Genomic DNA, 13307 nt, shown 5'->3' with positions numbered 1-13307 from the left:
GGAGATCGCCGCAGGTCCGGCGGTTGCGCGGGCACTCGGTGCATGCCGGTGGGCACGCGAGGACAGCAGGCCGGAGCCGCCTCCCGGCGCCTTAGGGTGGGCGCCATGCGAGTCCACGTGGTGAGCGATGTGCACGGCAACAGCCGGGACCTGGCCGCAGCCGGTGAGGGCGCGGACGCGCTGGTCTGCCTGGGCGATCTCGTCCTGTTCGTCGACTACGCCGACCACGGGCGCGGCATCTTCGCCGACCTGTTCGGCGCCGAGAACACCCGGCGGTACGTCGAGCTGCGCACCGCACGCCGCTTCGCCGAGGCCCGCGAGCTGACGGCCCGGCTCTGGGACGGCATCGACCGGGGCGCCGCCCTGGAGGAGGCGGTGCGCCGCCAGTACGCCGAGCTGTTCGCCGCCTTCCCCACGCCCACCTACGCCACCTACGGCAACGTCGACGTCCCCCGGCTGTGGCCCGAGTACGCGGCGGAGGGCACCACCGTCCTGGACGGGCGGACCGCCGACATCGGCGGGTGGCGCTTCGGCTTCGTCGGCGGCGGGCTGCCCTCGCCGATGCGCACCCCCTACGAGGTGGACGAGGAGGCCTACGCCGCGAAGGTCGCCGCGCTCGGCGAGGTGGACGTGCTGTGCTCGCACATCCCCCCGCAGGTGCCCGAGCTGTGCTACGACACCGTCGCCCGCCGCTTCGAGCGGGGCAGCGAGGCGCTGCTGGAGGCGGTCCGCGCGGTGCGCCCCCGGTACGCCCTCTTCGGCCATGTGCACCAGCCGCTGGCGCGGCGCATCCGGATCGGACGCACCGAGTGCGTCAACGTCGGCCACTTCGCCGCCACCGGCAGGCCGTGGGTGCTGGAATGGTGACGTGCCGGGGCGTGCGCGGGAGGGCGGGGGCGGACGGAACGCCCGGCCGCGCGCGGTAGCCTTCCCCCGCAGACGGCCTCGCGGAGGGCAGCCGACCGCGGGGCGAGCGCAGCAAGCGGAGGAGCCACAGGGATGGCCGAACACACCAGGTCGAGCATCATCGTCGAGGCGGCACCGGCCGAGGTGATGGAAGTGATCGCCGACTTCGCCCGCTACCCGGAGTGGACCGGCGAGGTCAAGGAGGCCGAGGTGCTCTCCACCGACGACCGGGGCCGCGCCGAGCAGGTCCGGCTGCTGCTCGACGCGGGGGCGATCAGGGACGAGCACACCCTCGCCTACGAGTGGGCCGGCCCCCACGAGGTCCGCTGGTCCCTGGTGCGGTCGCAGATGCTGCGCGCCCTGGACGGCGTGTACAGCCTGCGGCCCCTGGACGGCGGCGGCCGCACCGAGGTGACCTACCAGCTCACCGTGGACGTGAAGATCCCCATGCTCGGGATGATCAAGCGCAAGGCCGAGAAGGTCATCATCGACCGGGCCCTGGACGGCCTGAAGAAGCGTGTCGAGAGCGGTGGCACGCCCTGAGCGCCGACCGTACGCACACCCTCCTGGTCACCGGCGGCGGGGGGAGCGGCCGCACCACCGTCGCCGCCGCCACCGCGCTGGCGGCGGCCCGGCGCGGCCGGCGCACACTGCTGCTGAGCGACGAGGACCCCGGGGTGCTGGACGGGCTGCTCGGCCCGGAGGCCGGCCCGCGGGTCGTCCGGATCGACTCCGGGGCCGACTTCCGGCTGCGCGCCGCGGCGCTCCAGGAGCGGTCCCGCACCGCCCTGGACCTGCTGGGCGCCGAACCGCTGGACGACGACGAGCTGGCCGAACCGCCCGGCGCCGATGCCCTCGCCCTGCTGGGCGCGGTGCGCGCCGCGCACACCCCCGGACACCCGACCGCCGGGTACGACCTGGTCGTGGTCGACATGCCGCCCGCCGAGCAGGCCGTACGGACGCTGGCGGCGCCGGAGCAACTGCGGCGGTGGCTGCGGCGGCTGCTGCCGCCCGAGCGGCAGGCCGCCCGCGCGCTGCGCCCGGTCCTGGCCCAGCTCGCCGGGGTACCGATGCCCGCGCGGTCGCTGTACGAGGCCGCCGGGCGGCTGGACCGCGAGCTGGCCGCCGTCCAGGAGGTGATCACCGCGCCGGAGACGGCCGTCCGGCTGGTCACCGACCCGGGACCGGCGGCCGTCCGGGCGCTGCGTGCCGTCCGGGCCGGACTGGCGCTGCACGGTCTGGCCGTGGACGCGGTGGTCGCCAACCGGCTGCTGCCCGCCACCTCGTCCGACTCCTGGCTCGCCTCCCTGGCGGCCCGGCAGCAGGAGGCGCTCAAGACCCTGCTGGACGAGTGCCCGGCCGACGGCGCGGCCGTGTGCGAGCTGCCGCACCTGGGGCGGGACCCGGCCGGTCCGGAGGACCTCGACGGGCTGGGTGGGCGGATCCTCCCCGACCCGCTCCGGGGCGCCGGGGAACCGGGGGCGGCGGACCGGGCCGTCCGCGAGCCGTGGACGGTGGAGGACCGGCTGGCCGGCGACGGGGTGCTCGTGTGGCGGCTGCCGCTGCCCGGTGCCGTGAAGAAGTCCCTGACGCTGGTGCGGCGCGGGGACGAGGTGATCGTCACCACCGGGCCGTTCCGCCGGGCGCTGCCGCTGCCCGCCGTGCTGCGCCGCTGCACGGTGGCAGGGGCCCGGCTGTCCGGCGGTGAGCTGGCGGTGCGCTTCGAGCCCGAGCCCGGGCTGTGGCCCGGAGAGGACTGAGCCGCGCCGGGCCGTGCCGGGCGCGTACCGGCGGGAGGGCTCGTGGCACTCAACGGCGGGTGGGCGTTCGGGTAACGTCGGGGGAAAGAGCCCGTCCGCCGTGGACGGCCGCGGACGGGCCCCGGTTCTCCGGTCCCGCACGGTCCCACCGCGATCCACCGCCCCAGGAGCCCGCCATGAGCGATGCCACCGAGCGCCCCGCCGGCGCCGATCCCGACGCCGATCCCGAGGCCTGGGCCGCCGCCTGCGAGGAGGACCTCGCGGCCGAGCGGGCACGCCGCCGCGAACGGTACGGGACCCCGCCCGGCAGCGCGGCCGAGGAGCTGCGCCGCCTCGCCGACGCGGTCACCGGGAAGCTCACCGAACTCGGCGGGCCGGTGGCCCGCGGGGTGGTCCAGCAGTTCGTGACGCAGGCCAGGGCGGCGGTGGAGCCCGTCGTCGAGCGGAACCCGCGGGTCTTCGACCACCTCGCCGCCGCGGGGGGTGAGCTGCTGGCCGCCTACCGCGCCGCCGTCGAGGACCAGGAGCGCCGTTGGACCAGCCCCGGCACGGACCGCGAGCGGATCGACCTGGAGCGGACCGGCCCGGAGGGGACCGGCGGCGAGGACCGGGACACGGACCGGGGCCGGGGTCGCGGGGGCGACGGGGACGGCGGGGAGGACGGCCCCGCGGGGTCCGAGCGGATCGATCTCGACTGAGTATCCGCCGCATCCGCCCGGCCGGGCCCACGTCCGGGCCGGTCCGGGCCCTGATCCGGTCCGTTCCGATACCCCGCCCTCCGGTACGGTGTGCACAGCGGGGATCGACCGAGTAACTGAGGGACACATGGGACTCACCATCGGCGTCGACATCGGCGGTACGAAGATCGCGGCCGGCGTGGTCGACGAAGAGGGCACGATCCTCGAAATCAGCAAGGTGCCCACCCCGTCCACCGCCGAGGGCGTCATCGACGCCATAGCGGAGGCGGTCCGCACCGTCAGCACCGGGCACGAGATCGAGGCCGTCGGCATCGGCGCGGCCGGTTACGTGGACGACAAGCGGGCCACCGTGCTCTTCGCGCCGAACATCAACTGGCGGAGCGAGGCGCTCAAGGACAAGGTCGAGCAGCGCGTCCACCTGCCGGTCGTCGTGGAGAACGACGCCAACGCCGCCGCCTGGGGGGAGTACCGCTTCGGCGCGGGCCAGGGCCATGACGACGTCGTGTGCATCACCCTGGGCACCGGACTGGGCGGTGGCATCATCATCGGCGGGAAGCTGCACCGCGGGCGCTTCGGCGTCGCGGCGGAGTTCGGCCACGTCAGGGTCGTCCCCGACGGTCTGCTGTGCGGCTGCGGCAGCCAGGGCTGCTGGGAGCAGTACGCCTCGGGCCGCGCACTGGTCCGCTACGCCCGGCAGCGCGCCGCCGCCACCCCCGACAGCGCGGAGATCCTGCTCGGCCTGGGCGACGGCACCCCCGCGGGCATCGAGGGGCGGCACATCAGCCAGGCCGCCCGGCAGGGCTGCCCGGTGGCCGTCGACTCCTTCCGGGAGCTGGCCCGCTGGGCGGGCGCGGGCCTGGCCGACCTGGCCTCCCTGTTCGACCCGTCCGCGTTCATCGTCGGCGGCGGCGTCTCGGACGAGGGGGACCTCGTCCTGGAGCCGATCCGCAAGTCCTTCCGCCGCTGGCTGGTGGGCGGGCAGTGGCGGCCGCACGCCCAGGTGCTCGCCGCCCAGCTCGGCGGCCGGGCCGGGCTGGTGGGCGCGGCCGACCTGGCCCGCCAGGGCTGAGCCCGGCGGGCCGGGGAGAGAGCGCCGGGGACACGCGGAGGACACGGAGGACGCCGGACCATGACGCTCGACGACCTGCCCGCCTCCCGCACCGAGCCCGACGGCTCGGCCGTGGTCCGGCTGCTCAGCTACAACGTCCGCTCCCTGCGCGACGACACGGGGGCGCTGGCCCGGGTCGTCCGGGCCTGCGCCCCCGATGTCGTCTGCGTCCAGGAGGCCCCCCGCTTCTTCCGGTGGCGCAAGCACGCGTCCCGGCTCGCCAGGGCGACGGGCCTGGTGTACGTCACCGGCGGGGCGACCGCCACCGGACCGATGATCCTGTCCTCACTGCGCGCCACGGTGGAGCGCAGTGAGGACGTCCTGCTGCCGCGCACCCCCGGACTGCACCGCCGAGGACTGGCGACGGCGGTGCTGCGCTTCGGGCGGGCCGCCCGGCTGGCGGTGGTCTGCTGCCATCTCAGTCTGGCCGAGGAGGAGCGGTACGCCCAGGCCGGCCTGGTCCTGGACCGGCTGGCGGACATGGGCGCGGACGCCGGGTCGTTGGCCGGGGTGGTGGCCGGGGACCTCAACGACGAGCCGGACGGCCGGGCCTTCCGCCGGCTGGCCGGGACCCTCCGGGACGGCTGGGCCACCGCGCCCTGGGGCGGTGAGCTCACCTGGTCCGCGAGCGCGCCGCGCAAGCGCATCGACGCCGTGCTGGCCACCGGAGCGGTCGAGGTGCTGGGCTGCGGGGTGCCCGCCGGACTCGCGGGGGTCGGCGCCGCGGATCTGCGGGCGGCCACCGACCACCTGCCGGTCCTGGCCGCCCTGCGCGTCCCCGCGGACCCGGGCGGCACGGGCGGCCGTACGGGCTGAGGCCCGCGGTGCTCCCGCGGCCCCGCGGCCGTACCGCCGGCCGGTCACACCACGGCGCCGCGCCCGGGGTCGTCGAAGCCGTCGTCCTCGTCGTCGCGCATCCGCGTCACCAGGGTGGCGAAGCCGCCCAGGAAGCCGCCGACGCCCAGGGTGGTGATCCACCAGGTCACCTCCTGCTGGAACAGGACGGTGAGCACCAGCAGCAGCGGGCCGCCCAGCACCGCCAGCCAGGCGAACCTGGAGACGGTGTCCCCCTTGGGGAGCGGCGGGGGCTCGGGCGGTACGAAGTGGCCCTCGCCGTCCTCGCCGGGAGCGCCGCCGGGGGGTTCCGCGGGGCTCCAGTCGCGCGGCCCCGAACCCGCCGCGTACACGGTGAGGCTGCGCACCGGAGGGTCGCCGGCCGCACCGTCCCCGCCGCGGTCGCCGCCGCTGTCGTCCCCGCCGCCGTCCCCGCGACCGTCCTCTTCCCGGTGTTCCCCGTGCTCCGTACCGTCTTCCCGGTCCTCGCCGGGTCCCTGCTCCAGGGGCAGGACGTCCGGCGGCGGATCGGCGGGCTCCTCACCGTAGGCGGCCACGATCCGGGCCCAGGCCTCCTCCTCGTCCAGGGGCTCGGGACCCTCGCCGCGACCCTGATCACGCTCCGTCACGTGCCGTCTTCCTCGCTGTGAGACGGGTGATGAATCCGTACGAGTCCGCGAAGATCCGCTCCGCGTCGTGGTCCAGGGTGGCCACGTGGTAGCTGCGCTCCAGGACCGTCTCCGTCACATCGCGGGAGGAGACCCGCTCCAGCACCAGCGCGGAGTCCGACGGCGGCACGACGTGGTCGACCCGGCTGTGCAGCACCAGCAGTGGCTGGGTGACCCGGTGCAGTTCACCGCGCACCACCCGGAAGAGGTCCCACAGGGAGTGGGCGGAGTGCAGCGGCACCCGGTCGTAGCCGACCTCCACCACACCCTCCCTGGCGATGTCGCTGGCAATGCCCGGCGCGGTGGGCACCAGATGGCGCAGGAAGGGCAGCAGGTACCCCTGGGTCCTGGGCAGGGTCACCGCGGGGTTGACCACCACGGCCCCGTCGACCGCGTCGCCGTGCCGGGCGGCCAGCCGCAGCGCCAGTGCCCCGCCCATCGACAGACCGCAGACGAAGACCCGCTCGCAGCGCCCGCGCAGCAGGCGCAGCTCCGTCTCCACCGCCGCGTACCAGTCCTGCCAGGCGGTGACCGCCAGGTCCTGCCAGCGCGTGCCGTGGCCGGGCAGCAGCGGCAGTGAGACGGTCAGGCCCCGTTCGGCCAGGTACTCGGCCCAGGGGCGCATCGACTGCGGGCAGCCGGTGAAGCCGTGGCACAGCAGGACACCGACCTCACCGCCGTCGTGGCGCAGTGGTTCGGCACCGGGAAGCAGAGGCACCGCGATCTCCGTTCGTGGACGCATCGGTGGACGGTTCGGGAGACCGCCTCGGCGCACCCCGCCGGAGCGGACGGGGTGACGGGCGGGAGTGCTGCCACCCTACGCGCGCGCCGGGTGACCGGGTAGGCCGGACGGCGCGGGCGGGAACCGGAACGGCCCGGCGAAGCGACGGGGCGGAACGGCGGGGGCGGGATATGGTCTGTCCGTCGGATACAGGAGGTTCCCCGGTTGTTGTACGGCGTCATGAAGATCTCCGTCGGAAACGGGCTCAAGCTCGCCTTCCGCCCCTGGGCGGAGGGTCTGGAGAACGTCCCGGCCGAAGGGCCTGCCATTCTGGCGAGCAATCATCTGTCGTTCAGCGACTCCTTCTTCCTGCCCGCGGTCCTGGACCGCAAGGTCACCTTCATCGCCAAGGCCGAGTACTTCACCACGCCGGGACTCAGGGGCAGGCTGACGGCCGCGTTCTTCAGGGGCGCCGGGCAGTTGCCGGTGGATCGTTCGGGGGTGCGCGGCGCGGGCGAGGCGGCGATCAGGAGCGGTATCCAGGTGCTGGAGCGCGGTGAGCTGTTCGGCATCTACCCGGAGGGCACCCGCTCCCCGGACGGGCGCCTCTACCGCGGCAAGCCGGGCGGTCTGGCCCGGGTCGCGCTGGCCACCGGGGCGCCGGTCCTCCCGGTCGCGATGATCGACACCGAGAAGATCCAGCCGCCGGGCAAGGTCGTCCCGAAGCTGATGCGGCCCGGCATCCGGATCGGCAGGCCGCTCGACTTCAGCCGCTACCGGGGGATGGAGGGCGACCGCTTCGTACTGCGCTCCCTGACCGACGAGGTCATGTACAAGATCATGAAGCTCTCCGGCCAGGAGTATGTGGACATGTACGCGACGGCCGCCAAGCGGCTCATCGCGGAGCGGGAGAAGGCCGAGAAGGCGGGAAAGACCCCGGACCCCGGCGGGTCCGGGGCGTCCGGGCGGGCACCGGAGGCCGGGCCGGAGGGGCGTGACGCGCCGGGCGGGGCGGACAGGGCGGCCTGAGGCCGCGGGAACGGGGGTTCGATGACCGCGAGGATGTCGGTGGAGCAGCCGCTGTGGAGCGCGCTGACCGGCTACCGGGTGCTCACCATGGGGTACGCGCTGGCGCTGTACGCCTACGCGTACGACGAGTACGCCCACCCCTTCGGCGCGGGTGCCTATCTGGCCCTTCTCGTCCTGTGGACGCTCGCGACCGTCCGCCGGGTCTCCTCCGCCGAGCGCTGCACGCTGCCCTTCCTGGCGGCCGACCTCTCCGTCGCCCTCACCGGGATCCTGCTGACCCCGGTGGTGGACACCGCCGAGCGCATCGAGGCGGGCGGTCCCACCCTGCCGACCATCTGGACGGCCGGCGCGGTGCTCGGCTTCGCCATCAGGAACGGCTGGCGCTGGGCGGCCGGTGCCTCGGTACTGGTCGGCGCCGCCAACGTGACGGTGGGCGGCCTCGCCGAGGACACCGTGCACAACGTGCTGCTGGTGTGCATCGCCAGCGTCGCCATCGGCTATGTCGCCGAGGTGGCCCGGGCCAGTGAGCGGACCCTGGCCCGGGCGCTGCGGATCGAGGCCGCCACCCGGGAGCGGGAGCGGCTGGCCCGCGACATCCACGACAGCGTGCTCCAGGTGCTGGCCATGGTGCAGCGCCGGGGCGCCGCCGTCGGCGGCGAGGCGGCCGAGCTGGGGCGGATGGCCGGGGAGCAGGAGGCCGCGCTGCGCTCCCTGGTCGCCGGCGGAGTGGCGCCGGGGGTCCCCGCGCCCCGCGGCGCGGCCGTCCCCGCCGCGGCGGGGGCCGGCGTTTCCGCCGGTGCGGCCTCCCCCGGTGCGGCGCTCTCCGGCACCGGCACCGGCACCGGCGGGGACGACGCGGGCGCGGACGGTACCGGGACCCGTGACGTACGGCCGCTGCTGGCCGCCTGCTCCGGCCCCCGGGTGTCCTTCGCGGAACCGGGCGCACCGGTGCCGCTGCCCGCCGCGGCGGCCGGGGAACTGGCGGCGGCGGTCGGCGCCGCCCTGGACAACGTGCGCGCGCACGCGCGGGGACCGTCCGGGGAGGAGGCCCGGGCCTGGATCCTGCTGGAGGACGAGCCGGACGCGGTGGTGGTGACCGTGCGGGACGACGGCCCCGGCATCCCGCCCGGCCGGCTGGCGGCCGCCGAGGCCGAGGGCCGGCTGGGGGTGGCGCTGTCCATCCGCGGCCGGCTGCGGGAGCTGGGCGGCAGCGCGGAGTGGGTGTCGGTGCCGGGACAGGGAACGGAAGTCGAGCTGAGGGTGCCCAGGGGATGAGCGGCGAATCCAGTGAGTCACGGGACGGCCGGCCGGTGCGGGTCATGGTCGTCGACGACCATCCGATGTGGCGGGACGCGGTCGCCCGCGATCTGTCCGAGGCCGGTTTCGAGGTGGTGGCCACGGCCGGGGACGGCCCCCAGGCGGTGCGCCGGGCGAAGGTGACCGGGCCGGACGTGCTGGTCCTCGACCTCAACCTGCCGGGACTGCCGGGGGTGGAGGTGTGCCGGCAACTCGTCGGCTCCGGTTCCGGGACCGGCACCGCCGCCGCGCCCCGGGTGCTGGTGCTCTCCGCCAGCGGCGAGCACGCGGACGTGCTGGAGGCGGTGAAGTCCGGGGCCACCGGCTATCTGGTGAAGTCGGCCAGCACCGGGGAACTGCTGGACGCGGTGCGCCGGACGGCCGCCGGGGACCCGGTGTTCACCCCGGGGCTGGCCGGGCTGGTGCTGGGCGAGTACCGGCGGCTGGCCGGCGAGCACCCCTCCGGACGGTCCCGCGGGCCCGACGAGCCGGCCGCGCCGCGGCTGACCGACCGGGAGACCGAGGTGCTGCGCCTGGTCGCCAAGGGGCTGTCGTACAAGCAGATCGCCGAGCGGCTGGTCATCTCGCACCGCACCGTGCAGAACCACGTGCAGAACACCCTCGGCAAGCTCCAGCTCCACAACCGGGTGGAGCTGGTGCGCTACGCGATAGAGCGCGGCCTGGACGACGCCTGACCGGCGTCTCGCCGCCGCCCGGCGTTCCGTGCCGCCCCCCGGCCCGCGCCCCGCTAGCGTGATCCGCGCGGCGAACAGCCGGTGTGAGACGTCGGTTGCGGGAAACCGGCGGGAGACACCGGCTCGGGCCGGAACCGGAATCCAGGCGGAGAAGGGAATCTCATGCGGGTCGGAGTGCTGACCGGCGGCAGTGACTGCCCCGGGCTCAACGCGATGCTGCGCGCGATCGTCCGCAAGGGGGTGCAGGAGTACGGCGACGAGTTCATCGGTTTCCGCGACGGCTGGCGCGGTGTGCTGCGGGACGAGACGGTGCCGCTCGACATCCCCGCGGTGCGCGGCACCCTGCCCCGCGGCGGCACGATCCTCGGCTCCTCGCGCACCGACCCCTTCCGGGCGGACGACGGGCTCGACCGGATGCTCGGCACCCTCGCCCGGCACCGGGTGGACGCGCTGATCGTGGCCGGCGGGACGGCCACGCTCACCGCCGCCGCCCGGCTCGCCGACGACCACGGCGTCCCCCTGGTGGGCGTCCCCAAGACCATCGACAACGACATCCCCCTGACCGACTACACCGTCGGCTTCGACACCGCCGTCGGGGTGGCCACCGAGACCATCGACCGGCTGCACACCACCGCCGAGTCCCACAAGCGGGTGCTCGTGGTCGAGGTGATGGGACGCAGCGCGGGATGGATCGCCCTGCACGCGGGGCTGGCGGGCGGGGCCAACTGCATCCTGATCCCCGAGCGGCCCTTCGGCGTGGCGCAGGTGTGCGAGTGGGTCGAGTCCCGCTTCAAGGCCACCTACGCCCCGATCGTCGTCATCGCCGACAGCGCGCTGCCCGACAGCGGCGAGATCGCCCTGCACGGCGTCACCCCGCCGCCGGACGGCGGCCCCCGCGACCGGCTCTCCGGGGTGGGCGAGTGGCTCGGCCGGGAGATCGAGCGTCGCACCGGCAAGGAGGCCCGCACCACCGTGCTCGGCTACATCCAGCGCGGCGGCTCGCCCAGCCCGTTCGACCGCTGGCTGGCCACCCGCTTCGGGCTGCACGCCATCGACGCGGTGCACCAGGGCGACTGGGGCTCGATGATCGCCCTGCAGGGCACCCGGATCACCCGGGTGCGGCTGGCCGCGGCGACCTCCACGCTGAAGACGGTCGATCCGGCGCTGTACGAGGAGGCGAGCGTCTTCTTCGGCTGACCGGCCGGCCCGCGGCCGTGCCCCGGGCGGGGCACGGCCGCGGGGGCCGGGGCCGGTCCGCTCAGACCGGCTCCCGCGGGCCGGCCGCCGCCAGCAGCTCCGCCACGATCACCGAGCCCTGGAGGGTCAGCACCGACTCCGGATGGAACTGCACGCCCGCGAAGCGGGGACCGCGCAGCGCGTGGACGTCCCCGCTGCCGGGGTCGCGGCTCAGCGCCACACCGCGCGCGGTCAGCGCCCGGGCCGCCGCCTCCTCGCAGCGGGCGGTGTAGGAGTTGTAGAAGCCGACGGTCCGCACCGTCCCGAACAGGTCGATCCGCTCCTGCGCGCCCTGGTACGGCCGGTCCCTGCGGACCAGCGGCAGGCCCAGTTCCGCCGCGATCAGCTCGTGCCCCAGGCAGACGCCGAGCAGTCCGTGCCGGTGGTCGCGGAGCAGCCCGGCGGCGAGCGAGCGCAGCAGCCGCATCCTGGGGTCGGCGGTGTCACGCGGATCGCCGGGGCCGGGGCCGAGCACGACCGGACCCGGATGGCCGAGCGCCGCCTCGTACAGCCCCGGTTCGTCGTACCGCCGCACCGTCACGGTCAGACCGGTGGAGCGCAGCAGGTGGGCCAGCATCGAGGTGAAGGTGTCCTCGCCGTCCACGACCAGCGCCTCGTCCCGGCCGGGGCCGTGTCCGGCGGGCGGTGCGGCGGGCGACTCGGCGGGGGTGCGCATCCGCAGCCAGAACGGGGCGAGGCCGGCGCGCCGGGAGTCGAGGGCGGCGCGCACCCGGGGGTCGTCCGCCAGCCGCGGCCGTACCGCCGCCCCCGCCCGCCCGGACCGTTCCGCCGGGTGTGCCGGAGCGGCGCGCACGCCCAGCGCGGTCAGCACCCCGGCCGCCTTGGCATGGGTCTCGGCGACCTCGCCCGCCGGGTCGGAGGCGCGCACCAGCGTGGCGCCCACCGGCACCCGCAGGGCCCCGGTGGCCGTGTCGATGTCGGCGGTGCGGATGAGGATGGGGGAGTCCAGTGTCTGCTGTCCGTTCCCGTCGCGGCCGAGCAGGGCCAGCGCGCCCGCGTAGTAGCCGCGTCCGTCCCTCTCGTGGCGGCCGATGACCCGGCAGGCGTTCTCCACCGGGCTGCCGGTGACGGTCGCGGCGAACATCGTCTCGCGCAGCACCTCGCGCACGTCCAGAGTGCTGCGGCCGCGCAGTTCGTACTCGGTGTGCGCCAGATGGGCCATCTCCCGCAGCCGCGGCCCGACCACCACCCCGCCCATGTCACCGACGGTGCACATCATCTTCAGTTCCTCGTCGACGACCATCGACAGTTCCTCGGTCTCCTTGCGGTCGCCGAGGAAGTCCAGCAGGCCCGCCACCGAGGGGCCCTGCGGGGGATAGCGGTAGGTGCCGCTGATCGGGTTCATCACCACGGTTCCGCCGCTCACGCGGACGTGGACCTCGGGGCTGGCGCCCACCAGCGTCCGCTCCCCGGTGTGGACGACGTACGTCCAGTAGGCCCCGCGCTCCCCGGCCAGCAGCCGCCGGAACAGCGCCAGCGCGTCGGCGCGGCCGTAGTCCTCGATCACCCCCCGGTAGGTGCGGCGGATGACGAAGTTGGCGCCCTCGCCGGTGCCGATCTCGTCCTCGACGACCCGGCGGACGATCTCCTCGTACGCCTCGTCACCGATGTCGAAGCCGCCGCCGGTGACGCGTACCGGATGCCGGGGGAGCGCGTCCAGCACCGCGTCCAGGGGCAGCTCGTACGTCTCGTCGGGCACCAGTACGGACAGCGGGGTGCCGTCGTCGGTCACCTCGAAACCGCGCTCGCGGATCTGCCGGAACGGCACCAGGGCCAGGGTGGGCCGCTCGCCGACGGGGATGCCGGCCAGCAGTTCCACCTCGGTGACCGGGCCGACGAGCACCTCGACGGTACCTTCGGCGTTTCCGGCGGCCCCGGTGCTTCCGGCGGTCCGTCCGGGGGTGCGTCTGAGCAGCAGGGCGAAGGGCGGGCAGTCCTCGGCCAGCAGCCGCTCCAGCACCGCGGCGGCCTGCGGGGTGCCCGGATCCCGCCGGGTGTCCGGGGCGCCGGGGGTGTCAGGGGTGTCAGGGGTGTCGGGGGTGTGCATGCGGGGCGTTCCTTCCTGCCGGGAGGCACCGGGAGGAACGGTCCGCGCGCCGGGGATGCCGGCGGACATGACGGAGGCCGCCCCTCGGGCGGCCTCTTCGTCGATTGCGCGGGTCGTGGGTACGCGCCGTCAGCGGGCCGCCGGAGAAGCGGGCCACCACCAGGACGCGGCCGTCACGGCCGTCTGCGCGAACATGCCCCGCACCCTACCCGAGGACCCCGGGTCCCGGTGGTCTCCGTCTCACCAAGCGAGCAGTGGCCGGGCCGCCGGGGCCCAGCCCGTAGTCTG

General features: G+C 75.4%; 13 protein-coding genes. 10 read left to right on the top strand and 3 right to left on the bottom strand.

Annotated elements, in window-relative coordinates; translation table 11 throughout:
• Window positions 1-105: 105 nt before the first annotated feature.
• The 6 genes from CUT44_RS07675 (at window position 106) to CUT44_RS07650 (ending at window position 5288) form a co-directional block, all read left to right on the top strand.
• Complete coding sequence (locus tag CUT44_RS07675) at window positions 106-867, top strand: metallophosphoesterase family protein (protein ID WP_100201449.1); 762 nt, start codon at window positions 106-108, stop codon at window positions 865-867.
• 132 nt (window positions 868-999) lie between these two features.
• Window positions 1000-1449, top strand: a complete 450-nt coding sequence (locus CUT44_RS07670) for an SRPBCC family protein (protein ID WP_100201397.1) — start codon at window positions 1000-1002, stop codon at window positions 1447-1449.
• A complete protein-coding gene (locus CUT44_RS07665) occupies window positions 1446-2666 on the top strand; it encodes an ArsA family ATPase (protein ID WP_100201448.1) in 1221 nt (406 codons plus the stop codon). Before CUT44_RS07670 ends, CUT44_RS07665 begins: the two co-directional genes overlap by 4 nt.
• Window positions 2667-2842: 176 nt before the next feature.
• Window positions 2843-3364, top strand: coding sequence for a DUF5304 family protein (locus CUT44_RS07660; RefSeq protein ID WP_100201396.1), 522 nt, complete (start codon window positions 2843-2845; stop codon window positions 3362-3364).
• 127 nt (window positions 3365-3491) lie between these two features.
• Complete coding sequence (locus CUT44_RS07655; RefSeq protein WP_100201395.1) at window positions 3492-4433, top strand: ROK family glucokinase; 942 nt, start codon at window positions 3492-3494, stop codon at window positions 4431-4433.
• A 60-nt stretch (window positions 4434-4493) separates the two neighbouring features.
• A complete protein-coding gene (locus CUT44_RS07650; RefSeq protein WP_100201394.1) occupies window positions 4494-5288 on the top strand; it encodes an endonuclease/exonuclease/phosphatase family protein in 795 nt (264 codons plus the stop codon).
• Window positions 5289-5332: 44 nt separating this feature from the next.
• Here CUT44_RS07650 and CUT44_RS07645 read toward each other — a convergent pair whose 3' ends face one another.
• Together CUT44_RS07645 and CUT44_RS07640 are read right to left on the bottom strand one after the other, a co-directional pair.
• Entirely contained in the window at window positions 5333-5935 is a 603-nt protein-coding gene (locus CUT44_RS07645; RefSeq protein ID WP_100201393.1) for a hypothetical protein, read from the bottom strand.
• The gene (locus CUT44_RS07640; RefSeq protein WP_100201392.1) at window positions 5922-6692 is read right to left on the bottom strand and encodes an alpha/beta hydrolase; all 771 of its coding nucleotides are present in this window, start codon (window positions 6690-6692) and stop codon (window positions 5922-5924) included. Before CUT44_RS07640 ends, CUT44_RS07645 begins: the two co-directional genes overlap by 14 nt.
• Before the next feature lie 228 nt (window positions 6693-6920).
• Here CUT44_RS07640 and CUT44_RS07635 point away from each other — a divergent pair, with 228 nt between their 5' ends.
• The 4 genes from CUT44_RS07635 to CUT44_RS07620 all read left to right on the top strand — a co-directional run bounded on the left by CUT44_RS07635 (window position 6921) and on the right by CUT44_RS07620 (window position 10912).
• Window positions 6921-7724: a lysophospholipid acyltransferase family protein gene (locus tag CUT44_RS07635; protein WP_100201391.1), complete on the top strand. Its 804-nt coding sequence runs from the start codon at window positions 6921-6923 to the stop codon at window positions 7722-7724.
• Between the two features lie 21 nt (window positions 7725-7745).
• A complete protein-coding gene (macS, locus tag CUT44_RS07630) occupies window positions 7746-8999 on the top strand; it encodes a MacS family sensor histidine kinase (protein WP_233221284.1) in 1254 nt (417 codons plus the stop codon).
• Window positions 8996-9715 (top strand): response regulator, encoded by a 720-nt coding sequence (locus CUT44_RS07625; protein ID WP_100201390.1) that lies wholly within the window; start codon window positions 8996-8998, stop codon window positions 9713-9715. The genes macS and CUT44_RS07625 overlap by 4 nt, the downstream gene beginning before the upstream one ends.
• A 162-nt stretch (window positions 9716-9877) precedes the next feature.
• Window positions 9878-10912, top strand: a complete 1035-nt coding sequence (locus CUT44_RS07620) for an ATP-dependent 6-phosphofructokinase (RefSeq protein WP_100201389.1) — start codon at window positions 9878-9880, stop codon at window positions 10910-10912.
• Window positions 10913-10973: 61 nt separating this feature from the next.
• Here CUT44_RS07620 and CUT44_RS07615 read toward each other — a convergent pair whose 3' ends face one another.
• Window positions 10974-13019, bottom strand: a complete 2046-nt coding sequence (locus CUT44_RS07615) for an anthranilate synthase family protein (protein ID WP_100201388.1) — start codon at window positions 13017-13019, stop codon at window positions 10974-10976.
• Between the last annotated feature and the right edge of the window lie 288 nt (window positions 13020-13307).

It is taken from the genome of Streptomyces carminius, from assembly GCF_002794255.1.
In the GTDB taxonomy this organism is placed as follows: domain Bacteria; phylum Actinomycetota; class Actinomycetes; order Streptomycetales; family Streptomycetaceae; genus Streptomyces; species Streptomyces carminius.
This window is presented reverse-complemented; position numbering and strand designations above follow the sequence as displayed.

Bases quoted from the DNA above. Each gene is read 5' to 3' on its own strand.
- CUT44_RS07675 (WP_100201449.1), top strand. From the start codon at position 106: ATGCGAGTCCACGTGGTGAGCGATGTGCACGGCAACAGCCGGGACCTG.
- CUT44_RS07670 (WP_100201397.1), top strand. From the start codon at position 1,000: ATGGCCGAACACACCAGGTCGAGCATCATCGTCGAGGCGGCACCGGCC.
- CUT44_RS07660 (WP_100201396.1), top strand. From the start codon at position 2,843: ATGAGCGATGCCACCGAGCGCCCCGCCGGCGCCGATCCCGACGCCGAT.
- CUT44_RS07655 (WP_100201395.1), top strand. From the start codon at position 3,492: ATGGGACTCACCATCGGCGTCGACATCGGCGGTACGAAGATCGCGGCC.
- CUT44_RS07650 (WP_100201394.1), top strand. From the start codon at position 4,494: ATGACGCTCGACGACCTGCCCGCCTCCCGCACCGAGCCCGACGGCTCG.
- macS (WP_233221284.1), top strand. From the start codon at position 7,746: ATGACCGCGAGGATGTCGGTGGAGCAGCCGCTGTGGAGCGCGCTGACC.
- CUT44_RS07625 (WP_100201390.1), top strand. From the start codon at position 8,996: ATGAGCGGCGAATCCAGTGAGTCACGGGACGGCCGGCCGGTGCGGGTC.
- CUT44_RS07620 (WP_100201389.1), top strand. From the start codon at position 9,878: ATGCGGGTCGGAGTGCTGACCGGCGGCAGTGACTGCCCCGGGCTCAAC.
- CUT44_RS07615 (WP_100201388.1), bottom strand. From the start codon at position 13,019: ATGCACACCCCCGACACCCCTGACACCCCTGACACCCCCGGCGCCCCG.